Genomic DNA, 25425 nt, shown 5'->3' with positions numbered 1-25425 from the left:
CCGCAAATTGAGAACGAAACGCAGGGGCTTTTGAACTCTGGCCCGAACACGTTTCCATGGCGCAAGCGACCCGGGAGTACGGCGAATGGCCGCTCAAACGACTCATGACGGAAGTCGTCGGCTCCGGTCACAAATCGGCCGACGACATGTCCCGCACACAGGCCCGGGAGGCGTTCCAGCGCATCCTCGGCGACGAACCCGACCAGACAACGCTTGGCGCGTTCTGGCTCGCCAACCGGTGGAAACGCAACAGTCCCGAGGAACTGGGTGCGTACGTCGACGTGATGTCCGAGGAATCGGTCGAGACAGCTACACCAGAAGCTGACCCAGTCGACTGCGGGGCCAACTACGACGGCAAAGGCCGGTCCGCGATTCTCGGCGTCGGCGCAGGTGTCGTCGCCGCCGCCGCCGGGACGCCCGTTGTGGTTCACTCCGGCGACCGCGTCCCGACGCAGAAGCAGGACGCCTACAAACACGTGCTAGACGAACTGGGCGTCCGAACCGAAATCGAGCCGAGCGAAAGCGCCGATATGGTCGATGAGGTCGGCTTTGGCTTCTACTATCAGCCCGAATTCAACCCCGGCATCGACGCCCTGTTCGAGCGCCGCGACAACATGGGCGTCCGGACGTTCGTCAACACTGTTGAAACGCTCGCGAACCCGGCTAACGCCAGTGTGCATCTCGGCAGCTTCTATCATCTGGCCTTCGCGAAGAAGATGGTCCGAACGCTCGTCCGGTCAGAGACCAGCAGTGTCGAGCGTGCCCTGTTCTTCCAGGGAATGGAGGGCTACGACGACGTTCGTCCCGGCGAGACCATCGTGGCCGAATGGCCCGTCACCGGCGAGGAGTCCGACGACGAGGACATCGCGGACTTCGAGATCCGCACCGGCGAGTACGGGATGGACATCGAGAGCGAGGATCTGCAGGTCGACGACGTAGCCGAAGAGTCGGCGGCAATAACTGAGGCCGTGCTGACTGGCGAGCGCGAGGACGGCTTCGCTGACGCTGTCGAGCTCAACGCCGCCCTCCGCATTTACGCCCGCGAGGACGCCGACAGCATTCAACACGGCCTTGAGCAAGCCCGTGAAGCGATCGCCGACGGCAGTGCAGCGGAGACACTCGACAACCTTCGGGCCTTCTGATCCGGCGACGGCGGGCAGAGCGGAACCCACTTCTACCGAGCGGGCGAAGGCATTCTGATGGGACAACACGCCAGCGCTCGTGACAGCACTGCGTGGACGGTACCCGCAGCAGAAACACCCGGCATCCACGAACTGGTCGACACCAACGGTATTAGGCTCCACACCGTGACTGCCGGGCCGCCGGACGGCGACCTCGTCGTCTTGTTGCACGGCTTTCCGGAGTTCTGGTACGCCTGGAAACACCAGATTCCAGCGCTCGCGGACGCCGGCTACCGTGTGGTCGCGCCGGACCTCCGAGGCTACAACCACTCCGACAAGCCCAACGGCGTCGCCGCGTATCACATCGATGAGCTGGTCGCCGATGTCGCGGGCCTCGTTTCGGCGCTCGACCGCGAACAGGCGCACGTCGTTGGCCACGATTGGGGCGGCGTAGTCGCTTGGCAGACTGCCATCGACCGTCCCGATGTCGTTGACCAGCTTGCGGTCCTGAATGCACCACACCCGTCGGCATACGAACGGGAGCTCCGCCGCTCAGTTGACCAGCTCTTGCGCTCCTGGTACGTGCTGTTCTTCCAGCTTCCCGTGCTTCCGGAGGCCAGCCTCGGCTGGGACGATTTCACCATGCTGGAGCGCATTCTGGCTGACGGACCGAGCCGCCCTGACGCCTTCACCGAGACCGACGTGCGGCGGTACAAGCGGGCGCTCGGGCAGCCGGGCGCACGCACGGCTGCAGTCAACTATTACCGGGCGCTTGTCCGGCGGAACGCAAAACTGAGGTTCACGGAAGGCGGCGTCGGCGACCGTCCGGTGACAGCGTCGACGCTCCTTGTCTGGGGTGTGCAGGACGATGCGCTCTCGATCGATCTGACTCAGGACCTCGAAGAATGGATCCCGGACTGCCGAGTCGAGCGGCTCCCGGCGGCGAGCCACTGGGTCCAGTTCGACGCCCCCGAGCAGGTGTCGAAGCTACTACTGTCACATCTGCCGTAGTCCGGAATAGCGAACAGCCGACACTCCCGCTCACGTGGCGACATGTCGGGCTCCCGCGACCCGCCACGCGACGGCTACTCAGACCATGGCGGCGATGGCCTCGTTTCGGTACTTGAACTCTCGGTCAGTGGGCAAGCTTTTCTGCCGGGCTTCCCTCCGATTGAGTATGAGTGACCTGACTGCGACCCTCCACACAACAGAGGGCGAGATTGAAGTCGAACTGTACGACGAGCGCGTGCCGACTACCGTCGAGAACTTCGTCGGTCTGGCCGAAGGGGCCGACGACTACGACGGGACCGAAGTCGGTCCGGGGACCGGCGCGTGGGAAGACCCCGAATCCGGCGAGAAACGCATCGACCCGCTGTACACCGATATCGACATCCACCGCATCATCGAGAACTTCATGATCCAGATGGGTGACCCGACCGGCACCGGTCGCGGCGGCCCCGGCTACTCCTTCGACGACGAGTTCCACGACGAACTCAGTCACGACGGCCCGGGCGTCCTCAGCATGGCCAACAGCGGCCCGAACACCAACGGCTCGCAGTTCTTCATCACCCTCGACGCCCAGCCCCACCTCGACGGTAAGCACGCCGTCTTCGGGAAGGTCATCGACGGGATGGATGTCGTCGAGTCCATCGGCAACGTCGACACCGACCACAACGACGCGCCGACCGAGGAGATGCTGCTGGAATCGGTCGACGTTCACCGGTAACCACACAACGTTTTCGTCGTTCCGGCCGAGCACCCGATAGTGGCACACGTCGAACGCCTCACCGTCTACCCCGTCAAGGCACTGGACGGTATGGACTGCAACTCAGTATCGATCCGCCCGGGCGGGACGCTGGCGCACGACCGCGAGTTCGCCCTGTTCGACGCCGACGGCGACGTGCTCAACGGGAAGCGAACCCGCCGCGTCCACAACATCGACACCGGCTACAACCCCGAAACAGGAACGCTGTCGGTCACCACCGACGGCGACAGTGCATCGTTCGAACTCCGGGATGCAGGTGAGCGCACCCGAGCAGCCGACTGGCTCAGCGATTTTTTCGATGTAGACCTGACCGTCAAGCGCGACGAGGCGCTCGGTTACGTCGACCGCCGGGAGATGGGGCCGTCAGTCATCAGCACTGCGACACTGGAAACTGTGGCATCGTGGTTCGACGACGTGACCGTCGACGGACTGCGACGGCGGCTTCGCGCGAACGTCGAAATCGGCGGCGTCCCAGCGTTCTGGGAGGACCGCTTCGTCGGCGCGGAGGCTCCCGCATTCCAGGCCGGCGGCGTCCGCTTCGAAGGGGTGACACCTTGCGGTCGCTGTGTGGTCCCTCAGCGGGACCCCGATACCGGCGAGGAAACGCCGGGGTTCCGGGAACAGTTCATCGAGCGCCGGCAAGAGACGTTTCCGGAGTGGGCCGACCGGGACGCCTTCGATCACTTCTACACCCTGATGCTTATCGCCCGCATTCCAGAGGCCGACCGCGACGCGGCGCTCACCGTCGGGGACCCTGTCGAGGTCGTCTCGGCGATTGAGACGTAGCGGCGAACGACGGCGAGACCGACAATCGAAAGGCAGTCCATCTCGAATAGAGCGTAATGGCAGACGCGGACGACGTCGATCCGAGCGAGTTCGGCGAACAGGACGGCCCCCCAGTCGAGGAGAAGCCCTACAAAATAATCTTCGAAGCCAACAAGTGCTTCGGCGCGGGCAAGTGCGCCGAAAAGTCGCGTAACTGGACGCTTGACCTAGACACTGGCATCGCCAAGCCCAAGGCGTACTTCATCGACGAATCGGATCTCGATCATAATATCGCGGCCGCAGAGGCCTGCCCGGCAAAGAAAGACCGGGGAATTATCCACGTCATCGACCGGCGAACGAACGAAGAAATCGCTCCGGACCCGAATGGCGACGGGTCACTATCCGTCGACTGGTAGCGCAGTTTCTACTAGCGGCAGTTCTACCACCGTCTATCAGTCCGCGTAGATACCGGTGCGCGCGGTCAATAACACCGATAATTCAGTTCTGCTGGGTAGAATATCTGTATGCAGGAAACAACCGCTACAGGATATATCATGTAAGATTACTATAGATAATAAACTGGATTTCTTCATGCGAGCAGTTTAATATTTCAAGCTACTGTATGACATAACTTCTATTTGTAGGGGGCAATTTGGGTATCAATATGCCACGTTCAAGTAGCATGGAACGGCGATCGTTTCTGAAAGCAACGGGCAGTGCTGCGGCGGCCGCAGCGCTGGCAGGATGTTCCAGTGATAGCGACGAGACTGAGGGAACAGAGGAGGGGACTGGCGGCGGTATGGACTCGACAGACGGCAGTGGGGGCGATGTCGGGACCGACCTGAAACAAGAGGGTGACCTCTGGCGGGTCAACACGGGCACGATGACGACAATGGACCCGATCGAGGCAACGGACACCCAGTCGGGAATCGTCATCCAGCAGATGTTCGACCCACTGATGAACTATCCCGACAGCCAGCCCGCTGTAGAGGGGCTTATGGCTGCGGACTATGAGGTATCTGAGGACTTCACGACCTACACGTTCCAGTTGAAAGATGCGACCTTCCACAACGGGGACACCGTAACCGCCAGTGACTTTGTCTACTCATTCGAGCGGCTGACTGCATCTGACAACTCCAGTCGTGCCTATTTCGTTCTAGACTCACTAGGCGTGACACACGAAACGACGACCGAGACGGTCGACGGCGAGGAACAGGAAGTGTACAAGCCGGGGACGCTTGGCGTCGAAGCTGTCGACGAAACGACGCTCGAAGTCCAGCTGGAATCGCCATTTGCTTCCACGCTGGAAATGCTTGCGTACACTTCCTTCGCCCCGGTTCCTGAGGGCATGGTCGGCGACATCGAAGGATACGAGGGCGAGGTGACACAGGCCGAGTTCTCCAGTTCGAGCCCGGTCGGGAACGGGCCCTTCGAATTCGATACGTGGGACTCCGGCACTGAGGCCAGAGTCAGTGCGTACGACGACTATTACGGCGAGAGCGCGAGCGTTGACGGCGTCCACTTTGCGGTCATCGAGAGCGATTCGGCCAATTACAACTACGCGATGAACCGCAATGCCGACATTTTCGAGCTCCCCACAGCGCAGTACGACCCCGGGAAGGTATCCGTCGAAGAGGAAGACGACCAGGGTCGTCAGAACGGGACCTACGGAGAGTTGCGCAACGGCGCCACGGCCAATTACTCCGGTGTGTCGAACATCGGCGTGTTCTATCTCGGCTTTAATATGGCCAGCGTGCCCAAGCCGGTCCGGCAAGCGGTCGCGTACGCGATGAACCAGCATACCGTTGTCGAGCAGGTCTTCAAACAGCGCGGCGAGCCTGCCTACAACTTCACGCCGAAATCCATCTTCCCCGGCGGCCCCCAGAACTACAACGACCGCGCCGAAAACGAGTATCCATACGGCTACGACGACAGCCAGCTCGGAGAGGCCCGCTCAGTGATGGAAGAGGCTGGCTACGGCGAAAACGAGCGTTTCGCCATGGAGCTGACAATCTACGAGTCCGGTGTCTGGAGCGAAACCGCAAGCATCCTTCGGGACCAGCTTGAGAGTGTCTTCATCGACCTCGAAGTCAATCAAGCGCCGTTCAACACGCTCCTCGAACGTGGTCGCAACGGCGAACTAGAGATGTACTCGCTTGGCTGGGTCGCCGACTGGCCTGCCCCGGACAACTTCCTCCAGCTGCTGAACCCGCCACAGACCGATACGAGCCTCGATTTCCCGATTTCGTACGTCAACTGGCAGCCGGAGAACGGCGACGCTGCACAGCGGGCTGAGGAGGCGTATCAGTCAATCGCTGAGAACCCCGCACCGACAGAAGAAGACCAGGCCGCCCGGAACGACGCATACGTCCAACTCGAGGACGCAAACTGGGAAGACGTCGCAATGCTGCCGGTGTATCACGAGCTGACTGAGCTGTTCTGGTACGATCATGTCGACTTTACGCCGCCGGCTGGGATGGGGCCGAGCCGACAGAAGATGAACACTGTGTCGCTCGGAGACAGACAGTAATCGCGTCCCTGCTGGCGTAATCGTCCCCGTCGCGGTTGGTGACGGGAACAACTTCGCAGCCCTCAGAGATTATGAACTCACAAGTACCCGTACAACGGAGACAAGCTAAGCCATGAGCCGTGCTACGTATATGCTCAAGCGCTTGGTACTGTCAATCCCTGTTATTATATTCGGGACGACAGTAACGTTCGCAATTATCCGGCTGGGGCCGCTCAGTCCTGCAGCGGCGATCCTCGGCCCGCAAGGTGACGCACGCGCGATCCGACAGATCGAACAACGGTTGGGACTGAACGAACCGCTCTGGGAACAGTACTTCGACTTTATGGGAAACCTGTTCATGTTCGATCTGGGCCAGTCATGGGTTATCAACTCCGGTACGCCGGCCATCGACCTTATTGTTAGCTACGCACCGCGGACGATCTGGCTCGGATTCTGGGCGGTCGTGATCGCCATCGGAATCGGCATTCCGCTCGGCTTCTACGCCGGTCTGAATCCCAACACGTTCTCGGATTACTTCGCCTCCTTCGGTGGGATTGTCTGGCGGGCGATGCCGAACTTCTGGCTCGCGGTCATTCTGGTGACGGTGCTCTCGCAGTCGGAACAGCTGTTTGGGTTCAGCTGGACCAGCTTTATCGTCGAGACTAACGTCGTGACCTCGCCGAACCTCGCCGTGCTGAGGAGTCCCACGAGACTCATAACGGACCCGGGACAGGCATGGACCAACCTCGCAAAAGCGACAAAACAGATACTGCCGCCCGCGCTAGTGCTCGGGTCCGCATCGATGGGTACAGAGATGCGTATCGGCCGAACTGCTGTGCTCGAAACGATCAACTCGAAGTACGTTGAGACGGCAAAGGCCAAAGGCGTCTCACCGCGGGTGCTGGTCTGGAAACACATCTTCCGGAACGCGCTGATTCCGCTCGTGCCGGTAATCACTGCCGAAGCGTTCATCCTGATCGGCGGGTCAGTCCTCGTCGAGACTGTCTTCTCAATCAATGGCATCGGCCTGCTGTTCGTCAAGGCGGCAAAACAGGGTGACCTGCCGCTTGTTGGAACACTAATGTATCTGTTCATCCTCCTTATTGTCGGGCTGAATATCGTACAGGACTTCGCGTACACAATTATCGATCCACGTGTGGGGTACGACGCATGATGGAGACAGAATCCACCGAAGACATCGATCAGCCGTTGCGAGACCGGCTCAAGGCACACCCCGGGCCGGCACTGCTGTGGGGGGCTGTGCTCTGTCTCCTGTTGTTGCTTGAGGGACCGACGTACCTTGACGGACTGCTCGGTGCGATAGGCGCTGGGCTCGGGTTGCTCCCGGGAGCACCCGGCGCCGAGGCGTTCGCCAGTGCCTCAGCCTACTTCGGCGAACTGCCACATCTGCTGAGCCGAGAACTGATACCCAACCGGGGGTACTACGACGGGAGCGCCTGGCAGGGCACGTTCCTCGGCCTCGAGCCGAAGTACGCATGGCTCATCCGCTTCCTGTTGGTGTATGCATACGTTGCAGTCCTGCTGGGCTGGCTGTGGTACGGCTACGTGCTCTTCCGTCGGCACTACCGCGCTGCTGACTGGACGCCAACTGACGATGTTATCGACCGACTCCGAAGCCACTACTGGGGCCTATTCGGGCTTGCTGTCGTCGTCTTCTTCATTACGATGGCCGCGTTCGCGCCCGTTGTCGGCCCAACGACGGCCGAAGAGAATATCGAAGGACCGTACTCCTACGATATGCAGTACTACAACGAAGACACGGAGACGGTCGAAACGATTACCATTGGCGAAGCGAACCTCGGTTCTGCGTCCCGTGGTAGCGGAGACAGCAATGTCGGCGTCTGGAGTTACGACGACTTCGGGCGGTTCCACCCTGTCGGAACGCTCGTCAGCGGCAAGGACCTGTTCACCTTCCTCGCCTTTGGCGCACGGGTGTCACTGTTCATCGGCCTCGGATCGATGGCGATTGCAGGCTTTATCGCGACGACGCTGGCATTGGTTACCGCCTACTACAAGGGGGTGGCCGACCTCATTGTGGTACTGACCAGTGACTCTGTGCAGGCAATGCCAGCATTGCTGTTGGTGATTCTTGCGACAGTTGTGTTCAAGAACCACTGGATAGCAGAGTTATACAACGGGGCGATGCTGTTCATCCTCCTGTTTGCGTTAATACGCTGGCCGGGGTTATGGCGAGCAGTACGTGGCCCTGCGTTACAGGTCGGCGAACAGGAGTGGGTCGACGCGGCAAAGAGTTACGGCCAACGACCCACTGTGATTATGCGGAAACACATGGCACCGTATATCCTCGGCTATCTCTTGGTTTACGCCTCCCTGACGCTCGGTGGCGTCATTATTTCCGTCTCTGCCCTCTCGTTCATCGGACTCGGGATTACCGCCCCGACCCCAGAGTGGGGGCGAGCGATCAACATCGGGCAGCAGTACGTCGCCAGTCAGTCCTGGCACATCTCGCTCATTCCGGGGCTCCTGATTACGCTGGTTGTCACCGGGTTCAATGCACTGAGTGATGGAATTCGTGACGCTATCGACCCACAGAGCGAGGGTGCTGAAGGCGGCGCAGCTGGCGCGGCCGCCGGAGGTGGTGGCGGATGAGCCACACCGAAGACGGCGAGCCACTGCTGGCCGTTGACAACCTCAGAACCGTGTTCCACAGCGAGCGAGAGGAGATCCGTGCTGTCGACGGGGTGTCCTTCGAAATTGCTCGCGGCGAGACGCTTGGTATTGTCGGCGAATCCGGCTCGGGCAAGAGTGTTACCGCACGCTCGATAATGGGACTGGTCGACAGTCCGGGCGAAATCCGCGAGGAGTCGTCGATACGGTTAGACGGGCGAGAGCTGACAGCGCTTTCGGAGAAGGAATACCGGTCAGTTCGTGGCGGGGACATCGCGATGGTGTTTCAGGACCCGCTAAGCTCACTCAACCCAGTGTACACTGTCGGGAACCAGATCATCGAGGCGCTGGAGCTCCACCGCGATATGGAGGGGGCCGAAGCCAAGTCGGAAGCCATCGAACTGCTGCGTGCGGTCGGCATCCCCGACGCGGCGCGGCGCGTCGATGAGTTCCCACACGAGTTCTCCGGCGGGATGCGCCAGCGAGCCGTCATCGCGATGGCACTGGCCTGTGACCCCGACCTGCTCATCTGTGACGAGCCGACGACAGCGCTCGATGTCACTATTCAGGCCCAGATTCTGGACCTGTTGCAGGAAATTCAGACAGAGCGCGACATCGGTATCATGTTCATTACGCACGACATGGGCGTTATCGCGGAAGTTGCTGACCGCGTCGCCGTGATGTACGCTGGCGAAGTCGTCGAGCGAGCACCCGTAGAGGAACTGTTCGCAAACCCACACCATCCATACACGCAGGGACTCCTGCAGAGTATTCCCGGTCGGAACCCCAGTACGGACCGGCTCCCCACTATCGAAGGGGACGTGCCGACGCCACACGAATCAGCGTCGTTCTGCCGATTCGTCAGCCGGTGCCCGAAGGGCTTCGACGAGTGTGAGCGGGTCCATCCCGCTCACGTGGAAGTCGGCGACTCATCAGACCATACCGCCGCCTGTCTCTTGTACCCCGAAGATATGCCTACCGACGACACTGTGACACACCACGAAGAGAACGCAGACCAGACAGGCGCTGAGGCAGACGAAGCGCTGTCAGCGGATGACTGGCCGGCTGCAAAGCGAAACGCCGGAGAGGACACTGGTCCCGAAGACAGCGATGCCCGGGCTGATGGTGGCCACGGCCACAGTGCCGGTGACACCGGCGGACACAGTGAGGGGGGTGGCGCGGATGAGTGAATCAGTCGTCGACACTGTGTCACACCAGACTGGCGAGACGTTGCTCGATGTGCAGGACCTGAAGACGTACTACGAAGGCGGTGGACTACTCGGGGGGACCCTGTGAAAGCCGTCGACGGCGTGAGCTTCGAAATCTCACGCGGCGAGACGTTCGGTCTGGTCGGTGAATCCGGCTGTGGCAAGACAACTCTGGGTCGGACGCTCATCCAACTGGAGACGGCCACGTCTGGAACGGTCTCCTTCGATGGAACCGATATAACCGAGCTCAGCGGCGGCGACCTCAAGCAGTGGCGCCGCAACGCCCAGATGGTGTTTCAGGACCCCGAGTCGAGCCTCAACGACCGGATGACTGTCGGCGAGATCATCCGCGAACCGCTGGACGTTCACGAACAGGGCACGGCCCGCGAGCGTCGGGAGAAGGTGCGGACACTGCTCGACCAGGTCGGGCTCATGCCGGAGCACTACTACCGGTATCCCCACCAGTTCTCCGGCGGGCAGCGACAGCGAATCGGCATTGCTCGCGCACTCGCACTCGAACCGGAGTTCGTCGTCCTCGACGAGCCCGTTTCGGCACTCGATGTGTCCGTTCAGGCCCAGATACTCAATCTGCTAGAGGAACTGCAAGAGGAGTTCGGTCTCACGTACCTCTTCATCGCGCATGACCTGAGCGTGGTCCGGCACATCTGTGACCGCGTCGGGGTAATGTATCTCGGGAACCTCATGGAGGTCGGGCCGACGGAACGGCTGTTCCAGAGCCCGGAAAACCCCTACACGCGCGCATTGCTGTCGGCGATTCCGGAACCGGACCCGACGGTGCAGGTGGACCGGATTACCTTGCCGGGATCACCACCGAGCCCACGGGACCCGCCGGAAGGGTGTCCCTTCGCAACGCGGTGTCCCGTCCGGATCCACCCGGAAGATATCGAAGCCAGCGACGCGGTGTGGGACCGGATTCGGGAGTTCCGAGATGTCATTCGCGAGCGGTCCCGCGCGGAACAGTCGATCGGTGAGCGGCTCAAGGAACGACTTGGGTTCGACACCGCGCTGGCCGACAGCGAGGAGATCGTCGAAGAGGAGTTCAGCGACGTGACCCTTCCGCCGGACGTACAGGAGCACGTCGAGCAGGCGGCGACGTATCTCAGTGATGGCGACCCAGACGCCGCTCGAGCCTACCTCAGAGAAGTGTTCGGCAGTCAGTGTGACACCGAAACACCGCAGTACTATGATGTCGACAACGGACGGATGAGCTTCTGTCACCGGCACGCACAGGAGCATGTCTCCCCTGGTGACGAACTTCGCCAACGTGGCTACGACACGCACGATGGATAACCTGGCGGGAAAGGTACTCGATCTGCTGTGGTACGCCCTCGGCGTAACGCTCACAGCTATGCTTATCGGTGGCGTGCTCTCGCCGCTCCGTGGCGGTGGCTGGGTGACAGTGAAGTTTGCACTGTTTTTTATCGGCTTCGCGCTGTTCGGCTACGCCTCGGTCACGCTGTGGCGTGCGCCCTCTCTCGGTTCCGATGAGTCCGGCGAATCCAACGTGTCGTTTGGCGTGTCAGCGCGGGATCGGACGCCATTCGAGTCGCTGCTGGCTCGTGTCGTCCCGCCTCTCGATACGCTCGCTCCGCCAGAAGACCGACTCTCGCCACCGGTGAAGCTCTTCGTTGCGAGTCTGTTCGTCCTCGGGCTCTCCCTGAGCATGGAGGTCGTCTTCGGCGTCCAGTGACACCACCATTTACCTCCCGCGGGCGTAACGACAGGATATGGTTAAGACAGGTGGCGAGGGGACAGACGACCTCGAACGGCTTGCCGCCGGTTCGGACGACCGCAAGGCATCGTGGAAACAGACGCTAGAAGAGACACAGGCACTGGCGGATCAGCGCCGTTCTAACGGCCGCGAGGCCGTCGTCGTCCCGGCTGGGGATGCGGGCCTGCAAACAGTCGACGACGGTGACGGACTCGAACTCGTGTTCGTCATTCCGGGCAACAAGGCCCAAGACGTAACGCGGCTGGTCGAATCGAACCCACTCGAAGCGTATGACGTGTACCGGCGGACGGTCGGAGAGCAGGTGTTTCTGGCCGTCGAGTACTTCGACCCGGACGCCGCCTCGCTGTTCATCGCTGGCGCGTACAAGCTCCAAGATGCCGGGAACGCGGTTACCGCTGCGAACGACGGCGCGACGTTCCAGACGATGCTCAGAAAGCTGGACGGGACCCCGGTCGCAACGTTCAACCACGCGGACCGGACGAAGTTCCTCCCAACAGATAGACTCCCTGTCGACGAGTAGGTATCGGCATCGGAGGGAGTGACAGCCACGTCGATGTGTCACAGTCCGTGTCCAGTGCCGCCGACGTGACGGCGGTGGGACACGATAGGTCATCTCGCAGCCCGAGACCGAAAGGACCATTCACTAGCCCCCGCAGAGTTCAATCTGCGCGAGGGTAGCCGAGCTTGGCCAAAGGCGGTGGGCTTAAGACCCGCTCCCGTAGGGGTCCGTGGGTTCGAATCCCATCCCTCGCATTCTGTGACGAGTCGAGACGGGGAGCAATGCGAATGGGATTCGAACCACCGTCCAGCGGATACCGTGGCTCGGAGGCAGTTCGGCACAGACGTTCACAAGATGCAACGCTGACCGCTCGCCTGAAACACATTCTGTGGTCTACGTGGCCCAGATGTGGCACAGCCTGTGTGGTTACGGCTTTGGATGCAGTAGTGACAGATAGTTCGAACGGATTGTGTCCGGACACGACGCGTTTTTGCACGTCTGTGGCCTATACCGGCGTAATGACTGATATGCCAGATGATGTTGCCGAAGCGTTCGACCAACACGATGCGCTCGTCTCGGCCGGGGATAGCTACGCTGTCGAGACGACAAACTTCGATGGCCGCGTGACCGCGTCTGAGGGCGAAGAGTGGCGGACGAACTACGAGGTGACGGTCAAAGCGCCGTCGCTACAGGCCGCGACAAGCGACGAGGTCGGGGACGCAGTCGTTGACGGCTGGCTTGAGACGCTGGAGCGACGGCTGGAGGACGCGCCGAAAGCGACCCGAACCGCCGTCGAACTGGACGATTACAGCGTCGTCGAGGACGGCGAGCAGGTCGTGGTCACGTTCGAATACACAATGGGTGGCGAACGGCAGGCCGCCGACGTCGCCAAAACCTTCGTCGAGTACGTCGAGGGGACGTACGTGGAGGGCGTCATTCCCGGCTACGACTACGTCGGCGTCGTAGCTGACCTGCTCAATTCGGCGAGTACCGGCGGGAGCGAGGGGTCCCGCGGCGGGACACCGCTGTAGCTGTACGGTCCCGAGCTCGAAACAGAGATAGGAGTCCGTCTCAGTCCATCGCGATATAGGTCTGTGTCGTTTCGACGCCCTGGATTTCCTGAATATGTGTCGCTGCGACGTCTTTGACTTCGGCGGGCGTCTCCACGTTCACTTTTGCGATGAAGTCGACGTCACCAGCAACGATGTGGGCCTCGACAACGCCGTCGACAGCTTCGATATCAGTCTTCAGACGGTCCGCGTCACCAGTGTGGGCTTTGACCATCACGTAGGCAATGACCATGTTCAGGCACCTCCAAGCGCGGTCGCGGGATCTGATTCACCGACAACAATACTACGCACATCGGAGAGCGTCCCAAAGTCGGCCAGTATCACGACTCGGTCACCGGCTTCCAGCGTTTCGTCCGGGTCGGGAATAGCGAGTGGGTCCTCACCTTTCCCGTGCGCCATCAGCCGGGAATCCGACGGAAGCTCCAGTTCCGACAGTGTGTACCCCTCCATCGGCGATTGCCGCTGGATGGTAAACTCCACGAGCTGGAGGTTCTGTGCGATATCGGCGACTGCGCGGATGTTCCCGCCCAGCAACGCGTTCTTGGCGGCGATAGCGCCCAGCCGTTCGGGGTAGATAATCTCGTCAACGTCGGAGGCGTAGCGTCGGTAGATTTCCTCGCGGTAGTCCTCGTCGATGCGCATAACGGTTCGACAGCCGTGTTCCTTGGCAATCATACAGGCAACGAAGTTGTCGTTCAGGTCGCCGGTGAGCGCGCCGAGCGCGTCGGCGGCTTCGAGGTCGGCGTTGCCGAGTGTCTCCTCGATAGCGCCGTCGCCCGCAATCACCTCGAAGCCAGCCGTTCGCGCGCGCTCGACTGCGTTCTCATCGCGCTCGATGAGGACAACTTCGTGGCCACTCTCTTGCAGGACGCGAGCCGTCCGCAATCCGACACGGCCTGCACCCACGATAACGAATCGCATACACACCCCTATGGGGCGGGGGTGAATAAAAGTACCCACCCGGTGGAACCACCGGACGCCTTGACCACGATAGCAAACAACAAAGACATTGTTGTCTCTTGACGGAAGCTTTTTCGTGCTATGACACGACACACCACAATATGGTTAGCGCGTTCATTATGATCAAGACCGCTGCCGGCAAATCCGAAGAACTCCTTGCGGCAGTTCGCGATGCCGAGGGCATCACCGAGGCACACATCGTCGCCGGGCAGTACGACATCATCGGCGAAGCGACGGGTACGGAAGTGTATGACATCATGCAGTCGGTCTCGGGCCACGTCCGAGACCTCGACGGCGTCGCCGACACGCGCACGTACATCTGTTTGGAGTGAGTTCCCCGCGTTGTTCCGACACGGCAAAGGGACTTGCCACCCTACGACGAATATGGTCAGTGTCGCCGGTATTATCGGCCTGCTCGTCATCGTGCTGGTCAACAGTGCTGTGACGGCGCTCATGACGCGCTTTTTCCGCGTCCGCTTACACACGCGATGGGGAAGTATCGTCTACTCGTTGCTTCTCTGTCCGGTGGTCATGGTTGTTCTCGTGTTGGTGTTGAGTGGCGTGTTCAGACTTGGGGCGAACCTCGGATCCACGACTGCCGTCATGCTTGTGACTGTCCTCATTCCCTTGGCAATTGGCGTCACCTTCGATTACTTCTGGATGCCGGCCCCCGATGAAGTCGACGTACCGGCGTCGATAGATTAGTCCAGAATCGCTGCTTTGACCCGTTCGTACACGGTGTCCGGGTTGGCGGTCGCATCAACCCGAACGAACCGATCTGGGTCGGCTTCGATGAGTCGCTCGTAGTTGTCACGAACCGTTGTGAGATAGTCAGCGGTCTCAAACTTGTTCGTCGCGCCGCTTCGCTGTGCAGCGGTTTCGGGATCAAGGTCGAGGTACACGGTCCGGTCCGGCGGCCGGGTCCATGGAGCGTGGACCTCCCGGACATACGACAGCGGGTCGTCGAACGTCTCACTCGCTTCGAGTGTCGCACCCTGGTAGGCGTACCGCGAGTCGCTGTAGCGGTCGGAGACGACGAGCTGATTCTCTCTGAGTGCCGGTCGGACCGTGTTCGAGAGATGCGCGGCGTGGTCCGCCGTATAGAGGAACAGTTCGGCCAGCGAGTCCGCGTCGTCGTCGTCGATGGAACGCTGGACGGCATCTCCGTACCAGCTATCGGTCGGTTCGCGCGTGAACACAGCCTCGTCGGGGACTGTATCGTCGGTTCGGAGCCGTTCCCACACGGTCGTCTTGCCGCTCCCGTCCAGTCCTTCAAGCGTGACGAGCATACCTCACAATCTGTGTGGGGGGGACGTAAGCGCCCCGACCTAGGCGGTGCATCCGTAGGCTGACACAAGTGACCGGACTGCGGGCCGGTCAAGCGATGAAATACGCCCACCTTTACGGTTCTACCAGCCGTACTGATGCCTATGGATGTACTTGTCGTCGGCGGGACTGGATTCATCGGACAGCACCTGTGCCGTGAACTCAACGAACAGGGACACACTGTCACTGCGCTGTCCCGATCTCCGGAGGACGCGACACTACCAGACGGTGTCGAAACCGTCTCCGGGGATGTCACAGACTACGGTAGCATCGAGAGATCGTTCGAGGGCCAGGACGCAGTGTATTATTTGGTTGCGCTGTCGCCCCTGTTCAAACCGGATGGCGGCGATAAGATGCACGAACGAATCCATCTTGGTGGGACCGAAAACAGCGTACAGGCCGCAGAGGAACACGGCGTCGACCAGTTCGTCCAACTGAGCGCACTGGGTGCAGACCCCAATGGCGACACACACTACATCCGATCGAAGGGACAGGCCGAGCAGGTCGTTACCGAATCCTCGCTGGATTGGACTATCTTCCGGCCGTCAGTCGTCTTCGGCGAGGGCGGGGAGTTCGTCTCATTCACGAAGCGCCTCAAAGGCATGTTCGCGCCAGGCGTCCCACTGTACCCGCTCCCCGGCGGCGGTAGACAGACCACGTTCCAGCCCATCTGGGTCGGTGACCTCGTTCCAATGCTCGTCGACAGTATCGAATCCGAGGAACACGTCGGCGAGACCTACGAGATCGGTGGACCGGAAGTACTGACGCTCAGAGACGTAACAAATCAGGTATACGATGCCGAGGCGTCGTCGGTAAGCATCGTCCCCCTTCCGATGCCGCTCGCGAAGGTCGGTCTCTCTGTCTTGGGAAGCGTTGGGTTCCCAATGGGTGCCGACCAGTACCGCTCGCTCAAATTCGATAATAGTCCGGCAACAAACGATATCGACGCGTTCGGGGTTAGTAGTGGCTCTTTAACGACGCTCAGCGGATACCTTCACCGATAAGGACTGGCAGTAGTCTCCACCTATAGGGGTTTGTGTAAACTAGGATTTGTTTTCAAGCCAGGCTTTCAAGGTTGAGAGCCGGGCAAAACACTTATACTCGCTATCGCTCTTTGACCCTTTAAGCGGAGAACTATATAATGAAACTGGCGATGATCGGCTTCGGGCAGGCCGGTGGCAAAATTGTGGACAAATTCCTCGAGTACGACAAGGAAACCGGCTCGGGAATCGTCCGCTCGGCTGTAGCGGTTAATACAGCAAAAGCAGACCTGCTTGGGCTAGAACACATTCCGGAAGAGAATCGAGTGCTCATTGGCCAGGCCCGCGTCAAGGGCCACGGCGTGGGCGCTGACAACGAACTCGGCGCGGAAATCGCCGAAGAGGATATCGACGAGGTGCAGGGTGCGATTGACAACATCCCTGTCCACGAAGTGGATGCCTTCCTCATCGTCGCCGGTCTCGGCGGCGGGACCGGATCGGGCGGGTCGCCGGTCGTCGCGAAACACCTCAAACGTATCTACACCGAACCGGTGTACGGGCTGGGCGTCTTGCCGGGCAGTGACGAGGGTGGTATCTACACCCTCAACGCCGCCCGCTCGTTCCAGACGTTCGTGCGCGAGGTGGACAACCTGATGGTGTTCGATAACGACGCCTGGCGACAGACCGGCGAGTCCGTCGAAGGCGGCTACGACCACATCAACGAGGAGATCGTCCGGCGCTTCGGCGTACTGTTCGGGGCCGGCGAGATCGAGGCCGGTGACAACGTCGCGGAAAGCGTCGTCGACTCCTCCGAGATCATCAACACGCTCGACGGCGGTGGCGTGTCCACTGTCGGCTACGCCTCCGAGGATGTCGAGGTCTCCTCTGGCGGCGGCGGCCTGCTCTCGCGGTTCAAGGGCGACGACTCGTCCGATGACGGAATGGATACGGCGAACACGACGAACCGAATCACGTCGCTCGTCCGGAAAGCCGCGCTCGGCCGACTGACACTCCCCTGTGAGATTGAAGGTGCAGAGCGTGCCTTGCTTGTGATGGCAGGGCCGCCGAAACACCTGAACCGGAAGGGAATAGAACGCGGCCGGAAGTGGCTCGAGGAGCAGACCGGTTCGATGGAAGTCCGCGGTGGCGACTATCCGACTAACGCCCCGAAAGTGGCCGCATCCATCCTGCTAGCCGGTGTCCACAACGTTCCGCGGATCAAGGAACTCCAGCAGGTCGCCATCGAGGCACAGGACAACATCGACGATATCCGTAACCAAAGCGAAGATAACTTAGAAGACTTAGTCGAAGACGACGAAGATGAACTTGATCCGCTGTTCTAACAAGACCGCCGCACTCCTCTGTGTTGTCGCACTACTCGCGACTGCCGGCACAGCGAGTGCGTTCTCTGTCTCTGCCGACGGAGTCCCGACCGAAACGGCTGTCGGCGAAGAGGTATCGGTGACGTATACGGTAGATGACCCGTTCACCGACGCACCGAACGAGTGGACACTCGCCGGCTCGACCGAGCTCCAGAACGTCAGCTGGACGGTTACTGTGTTGCGTGCAGGTGACCAAGTGGACCAAGAGACCTACGGCGACCAGTCCTTCGAGCAGGATCTGGCGGTTGACAACAACGGGGACGAGGTCCGGATTGAACTCGTTGGCACGACGCCGGGCATCTCGAACTACACGTATGATCCGGCGCAGAACTATCAGGTCGCCACCCTCAGTCGTATCAGCGGGAACAACGAGGATGAGTTCCGCAACGACACCGCGCATCATTACACCGAAGAGAGCCAGGCGGCCAGGCAGGCAATCGATGATGCGCAGGCCGCAATCGACGAAGCCGGTGGGAACGAAGGCGCCGAGGAGCTAGTCAGTAGCGCTATCTCCTCCTACGAGAACGGGAACTTCCAGAACGCTCAGGACCTCGCCGGACAGGCCGAGAGCCAGGCACAGCAGGCCCAGCAGAGCGCCCAGACTCAGCAAACGCTCCTGCTGGTCGGCGGCGGACTCGTCGTCCTCCTATTGCTGGTCGGTGGCGGCTACTACGCGTACACCCAGATGAGTGAGGACGAGTACTCCAAGCTGTAATGCGTCTCGTCGTCCCCGTCTCGGGGTCTGACCCCAAAACGCGACTTGCAGCCGTTCTTTCTCCCGACGAGCGCCGTGATTTTACCGAAGCGATGCTTGCAGACGTCGTCAACGCGGTGACAGCGGCGGGCCACGAACCCGAAGTCATCTCGACAGCGCCCCTCAACTGTGCCGTTCCGGTCACCGTCGACGACCGCGGGCTTGACCCGCTGATCAACGACCTGCTCGCGTCAACAGTGACTGACGGCGAAGGAACACTTGCCGTCGTGATGGCCGACCTCCCGCTCGTGACCCGGGAGAGCATCGAGCGGCTGCTTGCTCCCGAAACTGGCGTGGTGCTGGCCCCGGGCCTCGGCGGCGGGACGAACGCCTTCGTCTGCCGGCATCCGGAGTTCAGGGTCGACTACCACGGCGCGTCTATCCGCGACCACCGCGAGAACGCACGGGACGTGGGAGCCAGCGTTACCGAAGTTGACTCCCGGCGGCTCGCGACTGACATCGATGAACCGGGCGACCTCGCGGAGGTGCTGTTACACAGCGACGGCGCGGCCGCGGACTGGCTTACTGACGCCGGCTTCAATCTGTCGCTCACAGACGGCCGTGTCACCGTCCGCCGCGAGTGAAGGTTTTTGTTCGTGGGGTGCAGACCCCGGGACGTGATACCCGGCACGGACGCGTATGACGTCGCTATCGAGATTCCGGACGCCGACATTGAGCGACTGCTGACGGTGATGCCCGAGGATGTTGAGGCCGCGTCGGCGCTGTCCTACTGTCGGAACGTGTTCCTGCCGCTGACGACCGCCTGCCGCTACACCTGCACCTACTGCACGTACTACGACCCACCGGGGCAGGCGGAGCTGATGGACCGAGAAGAAATCCGGGAGACCTGCCGCCGCGGGGCCGACGCCGGCTGTACCGAGGCGTTGTTTACCTTCGGCGACGACCCGGACGACCGCTACACCGCGGTCCACGACCAGCTCGCCGAGTGGGGCCACGACTCCATCCACGAGTACCTCCGGGAAGCCTGCGAAATCGCGCTGGAAGAGGGGTTGCTCCCGCACGCCAACCCTGGCGACCAGACACGCGAGCAGATGTCCCACGTCGCCGATCTGAACGCCTCGATGGGCGTGATGCTCGAGACGACCACAGAGGTTCAGGCACACGGTGGCCTGCGGGCGAAAAACCCCGGTCAGCGACTCAACACCCTGCGGGTGGCCGGCGAACTCGGCGTTCCGTTCACAACGGGAATTCTCGTCGGCATCGGCGAGGACTGGCACCACCGTGCCGAGAGCTTGCTCGCTATCCGAGAGATGCACGAACGCTACGGCCATATTCAGGAGGTCATCATCCAGCCCGTGGTCGAGAACGAACGCTGGCAGGGCGGGTCCCCCGACCTGGCGACGATGCGCCGGGTGACTTCGATGGCCCGCGCAGCCCTTCCCGAGGCGGTATCCGTACAGGTCCCCCCGAACCTCGCGCCCGCCCAAGACCTGACCGACTGTGGCATCGACGATCTGGGCGGCGTCTCCCCGGTCACAGTCGACCACATCAACCCCGAGTACGAGTGGCCCGCGCTGCAGGAACTGACAGCCGTCGCCGAGGCCGCCGAGGTGCCACTGAGCGAGCGGTTGCCGGTCTACGACCACTTCGTCGACGACGGCTGGCTCTCGGACCCCATTGAGGCAGCTATCGAGGCCGATGATGATGCCGGCGAACGGTTCCGGTCGATACTGGACCGGGGTGTGAATCCAGTGACGCTGTGACTCCGACAACAAGAAACAGGGCCGGCTGGACGGTCACAACAGCCAGAACAGACACTGGACAGAAATCACCTAGCAGTCTAGGCGATATCTACACATACGCTGGCGCACCAATATATATCATGCCTGGGCGTGCCTCTGACAGCAGTTCCAGGCAGAATACTCTACCACACCGGCCACGGCCAGTGCCCAGCCGTGGTCCACTAATTCAGTCGAGTAATGGCGTTCCGTCAGCCCTCGGTCCAAGCTGCGGGCCGAGCACGTCAGCGTCGGGGTCGATGATGCGGCGTTGCTCGTAGTCCGTCGAGCGCTCGACGGGCGTCCGGCCAATGGCGGTAATCATGTCGGCGTACTCTTGGAACGACCGGAACTCGCCGTAGTCGCCGCCGGCACGTTTGGTGATCTCTTCGGAGAGAATCGTTCCCATGAAGTCGTCCGCGCCGCAGGTGAGCATCTTCAATCCCTGCGTGTCACCATATTTGACCCACGAGGCCTGAATGTGGTCGACGTTGTCGAGGAAGAGCCGTGAGACGGCGATCAGCAGTTCGTCCTCGTCGATCGTCGCGCCGCCGTCGACCATGCCACGCTCGTACAGCGGCGTCTCCTCGTGGACAAAGGATAACGGGACGAACTCCGTGATTGCGCCGGTCCGGTCCTGCAAGTCACGGATGCGCTTCAGGTGCAGCGCGCGGTGGCGCTCGTTCTCGACGTGGCCGTACATCATTGTCGAGGTCATATCGAGGCCGACTGACGCGGCCGCCTCCATCGCTTCGAGCCACTCGTCAGTACGGATCTTCCCCGGACAGATAACGTCGCGGACCTCGTCGACGAGGATTTCGGCGGCGGTTCCGGGGACACTGTCGAGCCCGGCGTCTTGCAGTCGGCTGAACACCTCCTCATAGGACCAGTCAGTGCCACGGCGGGCGTGATAGGCTTCCTCCGGCGTCATCGAGTGGAGATGAATGTCGCCGACGTTCATCGCCTCGAGCTGTTCGCAGTATGTGGCCGGGTCCGTCTCGTACTCGTCGGGCGAGCGGTAGTTCAGGTCCCTGCGGTCGCTCGTCTCCAGTATCTCTCGGTGTTCGTCGTCCAGCGCGAGCGCGGGGTGAAGCCCGGAGACGGAGCAGACCTCGTAGATGCCCCGGTCGAGGGCGTCTTGTACGATTTCACGGGACTCGCTCGGCGGCTTCGTGAAGCCGCCGTGGTCCTCCTGATAGTCGCTGCGGAACTGCTCGGAGCGGTCCTTGAAGTTACAGAACAGACAGCCAGTGTTGCAGGCCGTCGTGACGTTGTTGTTGAGGTTCGCGACGAACGTGACCTCGTCGCCGACGACCTCGGCCCGGCGGCGGTCGGCCGCTTCGAGTACCTGCTCTTTCCGGTCGTGGTCGATGCCGTCCCGGCCGGTGCCCGTGGTAAAGAGTTCGACAGCGTCGTCAACTGTCAGTCGCGTCCCGTTTCTCGCCTTGGCGAGGGCGTTCTCGAACGACTGGTCAGTCGTCGGACGGTGCTCGAACTCGGTGGAGCCGTCCGGAGTACCGACGGTCTCTGGGACGTCCGGCATTGCTGGACAGGAGGGAAAGAACGGTCAAAAACGTATGGGTACGCACATGGTCCACAAGGTCGGCAGGGTCTGTGTTTCGTGACGCGAGCGGTCAGTACATCAGGTCGGCAATACGCCGCCGATCCAGCCCCCGGTTTCGACGATAACCCAGGCGACGAAGGCCGCATAGGCGCCCAGCAGCGCGTACGATTCGAGTTCACTCAACACGAGGTCGGTCCGAAGGACGGTAAACAGGAGAATCGTTGCTCCGGTCAGGACGCCGAACATCGGCACAGCCATCGCGAAGTCGACGGTCCACGTGCCGGCAATGAGAACGCCAAGCGGGATAGCGACGAGCAGGTCGAACGTGTTCGAGCCGAGAACGTTCGCGAGCGACGTGACCCCGCGGTCGTCACGGGCTGCTCTGACGCTAACGAGCGTGTCGGGGAGACTCGTCGCCGCCGCGAGAATCGTCACGCCAAGCAGGAACTCCTGAACGCCGGCGGCCCGACCAATGACCCTGACGGCGTGGACGAGGTTTTCCACAGCCACGAGGATGACAGCCAAACCCAGCAGGAGGAAGAGCCACTCTCGCCCGACCGAGATGCCGGCGGTCCAGTCCTCTTCGGGGTCGTGGTCGGCCGTATCCTGGTACTGGATGAAAACGTACAGCCCGTAGAGCGCGAGCGGGATCGCCGCCAGCGGTCGCGTGATGACGCCGGTGAGCGTGGCCTCGCCAGGGTAGTAGATGACCGCAAGCGCCATCGTGATGAGCAGGACTGAGACGGCGAGCATGTAGAACTGCGCCTCCTTGTAGACGAGTGTCCGGCTCGATTCGAGTTCGTCGTCCGTAGCGATGCCCGCAGCTGCGGGGATAATGAGAATGTTGAAGATAGCCGAACCGACGATTGCGCCGACGCCAAGCGGCATCGACCCGCCAAGCGCCGCGACGACGACAGTCGCGACCTCCGGGAAACTTGACCCGACGGCGACGATAATCGCGCCCTGGACGACCTCTGGGAGCCCGTAGTACGTCGCGAGCCGTTCACTCGATGATTCGAGCCAGTCGCTCCCTTTCCAGATCGCGACCGTCGCAGCGACGATGATCGCAGCCTCGACCAACAGACTGGAAGCCATCAGGCGGTTAGTCGACAGCCCGACAGAAAACGTTGCCTTCCGAGCGCGAGTGATGCTGTCTGTAACGAATTTTGCTACCGCGAATATCTTACAATAGTTACAGCCAACAGTATGAGAAACGTCTTTGTCCCCGGCGCAAAAGGCGGGCACAATGACGAGCGTCAAGGAATTTCGCGTTGACGAACCGGCGACGGCCGAAGGGCTCGGCCGCGGCGCGTTCGTGTTCACGGACGACTACTCCGTATTCGACTGGGGGAAGATGCCAGACCAGATCCCCGACAAGGGCGCGTCGCTGTGTACGATGGGCGCGTACAACTTCCAACTACTGGAGGAGAACCACGTCCCGACACACTACGAGGGCGTCAGACTCCCCGATAGCGACGAGGTGCTTGACCTCGGCGAGGCGCTGTCGGCCGACGCCGCTCCCGAGGAGATGGTCATCGAACTCACGCAGGTCCCGGACCTCCCCTTCGAGGACGGGAGCTACGACTACGACGCCTACCACGTGGGGGCCGACGAGAACTACCTCATCCCGCTGGAGATCGTCTTCCGGAACCGGGTCGGCGTTGGGTCATCACTTCGGTCCCGGACCGAGCCCGCTGACCACGGCCTCGATTTCGACACCTGGCCCGAGGAAGTCGTCAGCCTCGACGACCCCATCGTGGAGTTCTCAACAAAATACGAGGAACAGGACCGCTACCTCGACCGGGAGGCAGCCGACCGCATTGCCGGCGCGGCCAGCATCGACCGTCTCGAAGAACTGGCTCGGGCAGTCAACCACATCGTCACCGAGCAGGCCGCCGAAGCTGACCTCGTCCACGAAGACGGGAAAATCGAGTGTCTGTACTACGACGGGGAGATCCGCGTGGCCGACGTGGTCGGAACCTTCGACGAAAACCGCTTCTCCTACGGGAGGCAGCAGGTCTCAAAGGAGGTCATCCGCCAGTACCACAAGCGCACCCAGTCAGAGTGGGTCGAAGCCGTGAGCGAGGCCAAGCAGCAGGCCGACACAGAGGGCGTCGCCGACTGGAAAGCACTCTGTGACGAGTCGCCGCAGCCGCTCGACGAGGACGTAATCCAGGTCGCGCGGGACCTCTACTGTGCCGGCACGAACGCCTACGTCGGCGGCGACGTGTTCGACGCGCCATCGCTTGACGAAGCCGTCAGCGCCGCGAGCGAACTCTGAGGATTGTAAAAGACAGCGCGTTTCAGTCGTCAGCCTCTATCTCACCGTCGTCCTCGGCGACGAACTCGCCAAGGCCGTCGATGGGACGGTCAGGGTTCAGCTGATCGAGTTTCTCCGGTGCACCAAGCTGGGCCGAGGTCTCCTCGGGGTCCCGCAGTTTCGTCCGGCCGCGGTGGACGTTCACCTCGTCGTTGAGGTGGAGCTTGATGGCCTCGATGAGCGCCTCAGCTTCCAGCGGCTGACCGATCTGCTGGAGTTCTTCTTCGGTGGCGTCGTCGGGGACGTTGAACGCGCGCTGGGTGATGATTGGTCCCTGATCCAGATCCGTCGTCACGTAGTGGGCCGTGACGCCGGCAATGCGGACGCCTTCCTCGATGGCCTGCATGTATGCCGACGCGCCGGGGAAGGCGGGCAGCAGGCTCGGGTGGACGTTGATGATCCGGCTCTCGTACCGGAAGACGACATCGGGCGAGAGGATGCGCATATACCGGGCCAGCGCGATGAGGTCGGCGTCGTACTGCGCGAGCAGATCAAGCAGTTGGTCCTCATCCGGCGTCCCCTTCTCGTCGCCGATATCGTGGAACGGAACATCGTATTTGGCCGCCAGCGGCTCAAGGTCATCGTGGTTCCCGATGACCACCTCGATGTCGGCCCCGAGGTCGCCGTTGGCCCACGCCTCGAACAGCGCCTCGAGACAGTGGGACTCCTTCGTAACGAGGACGGCGATGGTCTGGGTCTCGCGGTCAGCGGGGAACCGGACCTGCACGTCGACGCCGAGGTCGTCGCCGAGTTCGGTGAGGTCTTCGCGGAGTTTCTCTTCCGTCGTCACCATCCCGGACGTGTCGACGCGCATGGTCATCCGGAAGACCCCCTCCCGGACGGCCTGGTCAAGGTCCTCGATGTTGATGCTGCGCTCGAACAGGAGCGAGGTCACTTCGGCGATGAGGCCGGTGTCGTCCTCACCGACGACCGTAATCTCGGTCAAACCGCGAGTCACGATACCCACCTCCGGACAGCGTCGTGATTCATTTGACGCAGAGTCGGCAGTCCCACGGCAAAAGCCTTCGTTTTCAACCTAGCGTTGACACCAACCCTTTGTA

At 61.5% G+C, this 25425-nt stretch carries 26 protein-coding genes, 1 tRNA gene and 1 pseudogene; 22 read left to right on the top strand and 6 right to left on the bottom strand.

All coding sequences use genetic code 11. The annotated features are described in order from the left end of the window. The first annotated feature begins 56 nt into the window (after nucleotides 1-56). The 14 genes and pseudogenes from ACODNH_RS13060 to ACODNH_RS12995 all read left to right on the top strand — a co-directional run bounded on the left by ACODNH_RS13060 (nucleotide 57) and on the right by ACODNH_RS12995 (nucleotide 13300). Entirely contained in the window at nucleotides 57-1142 is a 1086-nt protein-coding gene (locus tag ACODNH_RS13060; RefSeq protein WP_306704783.1) for an anthranilate phosphoribosyltransferase, read from the top strand. A 57-nt stretch (nucleotides 1143-1199) separates the two neighbouring features. After that, nucleotides 1200-2132: an alpha/beta fold hydrolase gene (locus tag ACODNH_RS13055; RefSeq protein WP_434530398.1), complete on the top strand. Its 933-nt coding sequence runs from the start codon at nucleotides 1200-1202 to the stop codon at nucleotides 2130-2132. Nucleotides 2133-2298: 166 nt separating this feature from the next. Then, nucleotides 2299-2847: a peptidylprolyl isomerase gene (locus ACODNH_RS13050; protein ID WP_306704779.1), complete on the top strand. Its 549-nt coding sequence runs from the start codon at nucleotides 2299-2301 to the stop codon at nucleotides 2845-2847. Between the two features lie 39 nt (nucleotides 2848-2886). Further along, nucleotides 2887-3672: an MOSC domain-containing protein gene (locus ACODNH_RS13045; protein WP_434530397.1), complete on the top strand. Its 786-nt coding sequence runs from the start codon at nucleotides 2887-2889 to the stop codon at nucleotides 3670-3672. Between the two features lie 56 nt (nucleotides 3673-3728). Further along, nucleotides 3729-4067 carry a ferredoxin gene (locus ACODNH_RS13040; protein ID WP_306704775.1) on the top strand — a complete coding sequence of 113 codons (339 nt, stop codon included), beginning with the start codon at nucleotides 3729-3731 and terminating at the stop codon, nucleotides 4065-4067. A gap of 266 nt (nucleotides 4068-4333) precedes the next feature. Next, on the top strand, nucleotides 4334-6181 hold the full coding sequence (locus tag ACODNH_RS13035; RefSeq protein ID WP_434531442.1) for an ABC transporter substrate-binding protein: 1848 nt from the start codon (nucleotides 4334-4336) through the stop codon (nucleotides 6179-6181). A gap of 112 nt (nucleotides 6182-6293) precedes the next feature. Further along, nucleotides 6294-7334 carry an ABC transporter permease gene (locus ACODNH_RS13030; RefSeq protein WP_306704773.1) on the top strand — a complete coding sequence of 347 codons (1041 nt, stop codon included), beginning with the start codon at nucleotides 6294-6296 and terminating at the stop codon, nucleotides 7332-7334. After that, the gene (locus ACODNH_RS13025) at nucleotides 7334-8791 is read left to right on the top strand and encodes an ABC transporter permease (RefSeq protein ID WP_434530396.1); all 1458 of its coding nucleotides are present in this window, start codon (nucleotides 7334-7336) and stop codon (nucleotides 8789-8791) included. Before ACODNH_RS13030 ends, ACODNH_RS13025 begins: the two co-directional genes overlap by 1 nt. Further along, nucleotides 8788-9999, top strand: coding sequence for an ABC transporter ATP-binding protein (locus tag ACODNH_RS13020; RefSeq protein WP_306704771.1), 1212 nt, complete (start codon nucleotides 8788-8790; stop codon nucleotides 9997-9999). The genes ACODNH_RS13025 and ACODNH_RS13020 overlap by 4 nt, the downstream gene beginning before the upstream one ends. Then, nucleotides 9992-11328 (top strand): annotated as a pseudogene (locus tag ACODNH_RS13015) (ABC transporter ATP-binding protein). The gene ACODNH_RS13020 and the pseudogene ACODNH_RS13015 overlap by 8 nt, the downstream one beginning before the upstream one ends. Next, nucleotides 11321-11728: a DUF7555 family protein gene (locus ACODNH_RS13010; RefSeq protein ID WP_306704768.1), complete on the top strand. Its 408-nt coding sequence runs from the start codon at nucleotides 11321-11323 to the stop codon at nucleotides 11726-11728. Before ACODNH_RS13015 ends, ACODNH_RS13010 begins: the two are co-directional and overlap by 8 nt. 37 nt (nucleotides 11729-11765) lie before the next feature. Then, entirely contained in the window at nucleotides 11766-12290 is a 525-nt protein-coding gene (locus ACODNH_RS13005) for a DUF7529 family protein (protein WP_306704766.1), read from the top strand. 148 nt (nucleotides 12291-12438) lie between these two features. After that, nucleotides 12439-12523 (top strand) — tRNA-Leu (locus ACODNH_RS13000). 264 nt (nucleotides 12524-12787) lie between these two features. Continuing rightward, nucleotides 12788-13300 carry a DUF5813 family protein gene (locus tag ACODNH_RS12995; protein WP_306704764.1) on the top strand — a complete coding sequence of 171 codons (513 nt, stop codon included), beginning with the start codon at nucleotides 12788-12790 and terminating at the stop codon, nucleotides 13298-13300. Nucleotides 13301-13340: 40 nt separating this feature from the next. Here the strand turns inward: ACODNH_RS12995 and ACODNH_RS12990 are convergent, their stop codons facing one another. After that, a complete protein-coding gene (locus ACODNH_RS12990) occupies nucleotides 13341-13571 on the bottom strand; it encodes an Lrp/AsnC family transcriptional regulator (protein ID WP_306704762.1) in 231 nt (76 codons plus the stop codon). A 2-nt stretch (nucleotides 13572-13573) separates the two neighbouring features. Next, nucleotides 13574-14260, bottom strand: coding sequence for a potassium channel family protein (locus tag ACODNH_RS12985; RefSeq protein WP_306704760.1), 687 nt, complete (start codon nucleotides 14258-14260; stop codon nucleotides 13574-13576). Between the two features lie 140 nt (nucleotides 14261-14400). On the opposite strand from ACODNH_RS12985, the gene ACODNH_RS12980 reads away from it, so the two are divergent. After that, complete coding sequence (locus ACODNH_RS12980; protein ID WP_004964133.1) at nucleotides 14401-14631, top strand: Lrp/AsnC ligand binding domain-containing protein; 231 nt, start codon at nucleotides 14401-14403, stop codon at nucleotides 14629-14631. Between the two features lie 52 nt (nucleotides 14632-14683). Further along, on the top strand, nucleotides 14684-15004 hold the full coding sequence (locus ACODNH_RS12975) for a hypothetical protein (RefSeq protein ID WP_306704757.1): 321 nt from the start codon (nucleotides 14684-14686) through the stop codon (nucleotides 15002-15004). Here ACODNH_RS12975 and tmk read toward each other — a convergent pair. Next, entirely contained in the window at nucleotides 15001-15588 is a 588-nt protein-coding gene (gene tmk, locus ACODNH_RS12970; protein ID WP_434530395.1) for a dTMP kinase, read from the bottom strand. The two genes, ACODNH_RS12975 and tmk, sit on opposite strands and share 4 nt — an antisense overlap. Before the next feature lie 141 nt (nucleotides 15589-15729). On the opposite strand from tmk, the gene ACODNH_RS12965 reads away from it, so the two are divergent. The 5 genes from ACODNH_RS12965 to cofG all read left to right on the top strand — a co-directional run bounded on the left by ACODNH_RS12965 (nucleotide 15730) and on the right by cofG (nucleotide 20465). Continuing rightward, nucleotides 15730-16629, top strand: coding sequence for a complex I NDUFA9 subunit family protein (locus ACODNH_RS12965; RefSeq protein ID WP_434530394.1), 900 nt, complete (start codon nucleotides 15730-15732; stop codon nucleotides 16627-16629). A gap of 137 nt (nucleotides 16630-16766) precedes the next feature. After that, nucleotides 16767-17948 (top strand): tubulin/FtsZ family protein, encoded by a 1182-nt coding sequence (locus tag ACODNH_RS12960; protein WP_306704751.1) that lies wholly within the window; start codon nucleotides 16767-16769, stop codon nucleotides 17946-17948. Continuing rightward, the gene (locus ACODNH_RS12955; RefSeq protein WP_434530393.1) at nucleotides 17926-18702 is read left to right on the top strand and encodes a hypothetical protein; all 777 of its coding nucleotides are present in this window, start codon (nucleotides 17926-17928) and stop codon (nucleotides 18700-18702) included. Before ACODNH_RS12960 ends, ACODNH_RS12955 begins: the two co-directional genes overlap by 23 nt. After that, the gene (cofC, locus tag ACODNH_RS12950; protein ID WP_434530392.1) at nucleotides 18702-19325 is read left to right on the top strand and encodes a 2-phospho-L-lactate guanylyltransferase; all 624 of its coding nucleotides are present in this window, start codon (nucleotides 18702-18704) and stop codon (nucleotides 19323-19325) included. Before ACODNH_RS12955 ends, cofC begins: the two co-directional genes overlap by 1 nt. 33 nt (nucleotides 19326-19358) lie before the next feature. Further along, entirely contained in the window at nucleotides 19359-20465 is a 1107-nt protein-coding gene (gene cofG, locus ACODNH_RS12945; protein ID WP_434530391.1) for a 7,8-didemethyl-8-hydroxy-5-deazariboflavin synthase subunit CofG, read from the top strand. Nucleotides 20466-20670: 205 nt separating this feature from the next. On the opposite strand, the gene cofH is transcribed toward cofG, so the two are convergent. Together cofH and ACODNH_RS12935 are read right to left on the bottom strand one after the other, a co-directional pair. Beyond that, nucleotides 20671-22023: a 7,8-didemethyl-8-hydroxy-5-deazariboflavin synthase subunit CofH gene (gene cofH, locus ACODNH_RS12940; protein ID WP_434530390.1), complete on the bottom strand. Its 1353-nt coding sequence runs from the start codon at nucleotides 22021-22023 to the stop codon at nucleotides 20671-20673. 99 nt (nucleotides 22024-22122) lie between these two features. Then, nucleotides 22123-23139 (bottom strand): sodium:calcium antiporter, encoded by a 1017-nt coding sequence (locus ACODNH_RS12935; RefSeq protein WP_306704741.1) that lies wholly within the window; start codon nucleotides 23137-23139, stop codon nucleotides 22123-22125. A 151-nt stretch (nucleotides 23140-23290) separates the two neighbouring features. Here ACODNH_RS12935 and ACODNH_RS12930 point away from each other — a divergent pair, with 151 nt between their 5' ends. Further along, complete coding sequence (locus ACODNH_RS12930) at nucleotides 23291-24325, top strand: phosphoribosylaminoimidazolesuccinocarboxamide synthase (protein ID WP_306704738.1); 1035 nt, start codon at nucleotides 23291-23293, stop codon at nucleotides 24323-24325. Between the two features lie 22 nt (nucleotides 24326-24347). Here the strand turns inward: ACODNH_RS12930 and ACODNH_RS12925 are convergent, their stop codons facing one another. Further along, the gene (locus ACODNH_RS12925; protein WP_306704736.1) at nucleotides 24348-25331 is read right to left on the bottom strand and encodes a formyltetrahydrofolate deformylase; all 984 of its coding nucleotides are present in this window, start codon (nucleotides 25329-25331) and stop codon (nucleotides 24348-24350) included. Nucleotides 25332-25425 lie beyond the last annotated feature (94 nt).

It is taken from the genome of Haloarcula sp. NS06, assembly GCF_051122755.1.
Lineage (GTDB): Archaea > Halobacteriota > Halobacteria > Halobacteriales > Haloarculaceae > Haloarcula.
Note: the sequence above shows the minus strand (reverse complement) of the source record. Positions and strands in the feature narration are given on the sequence as shown.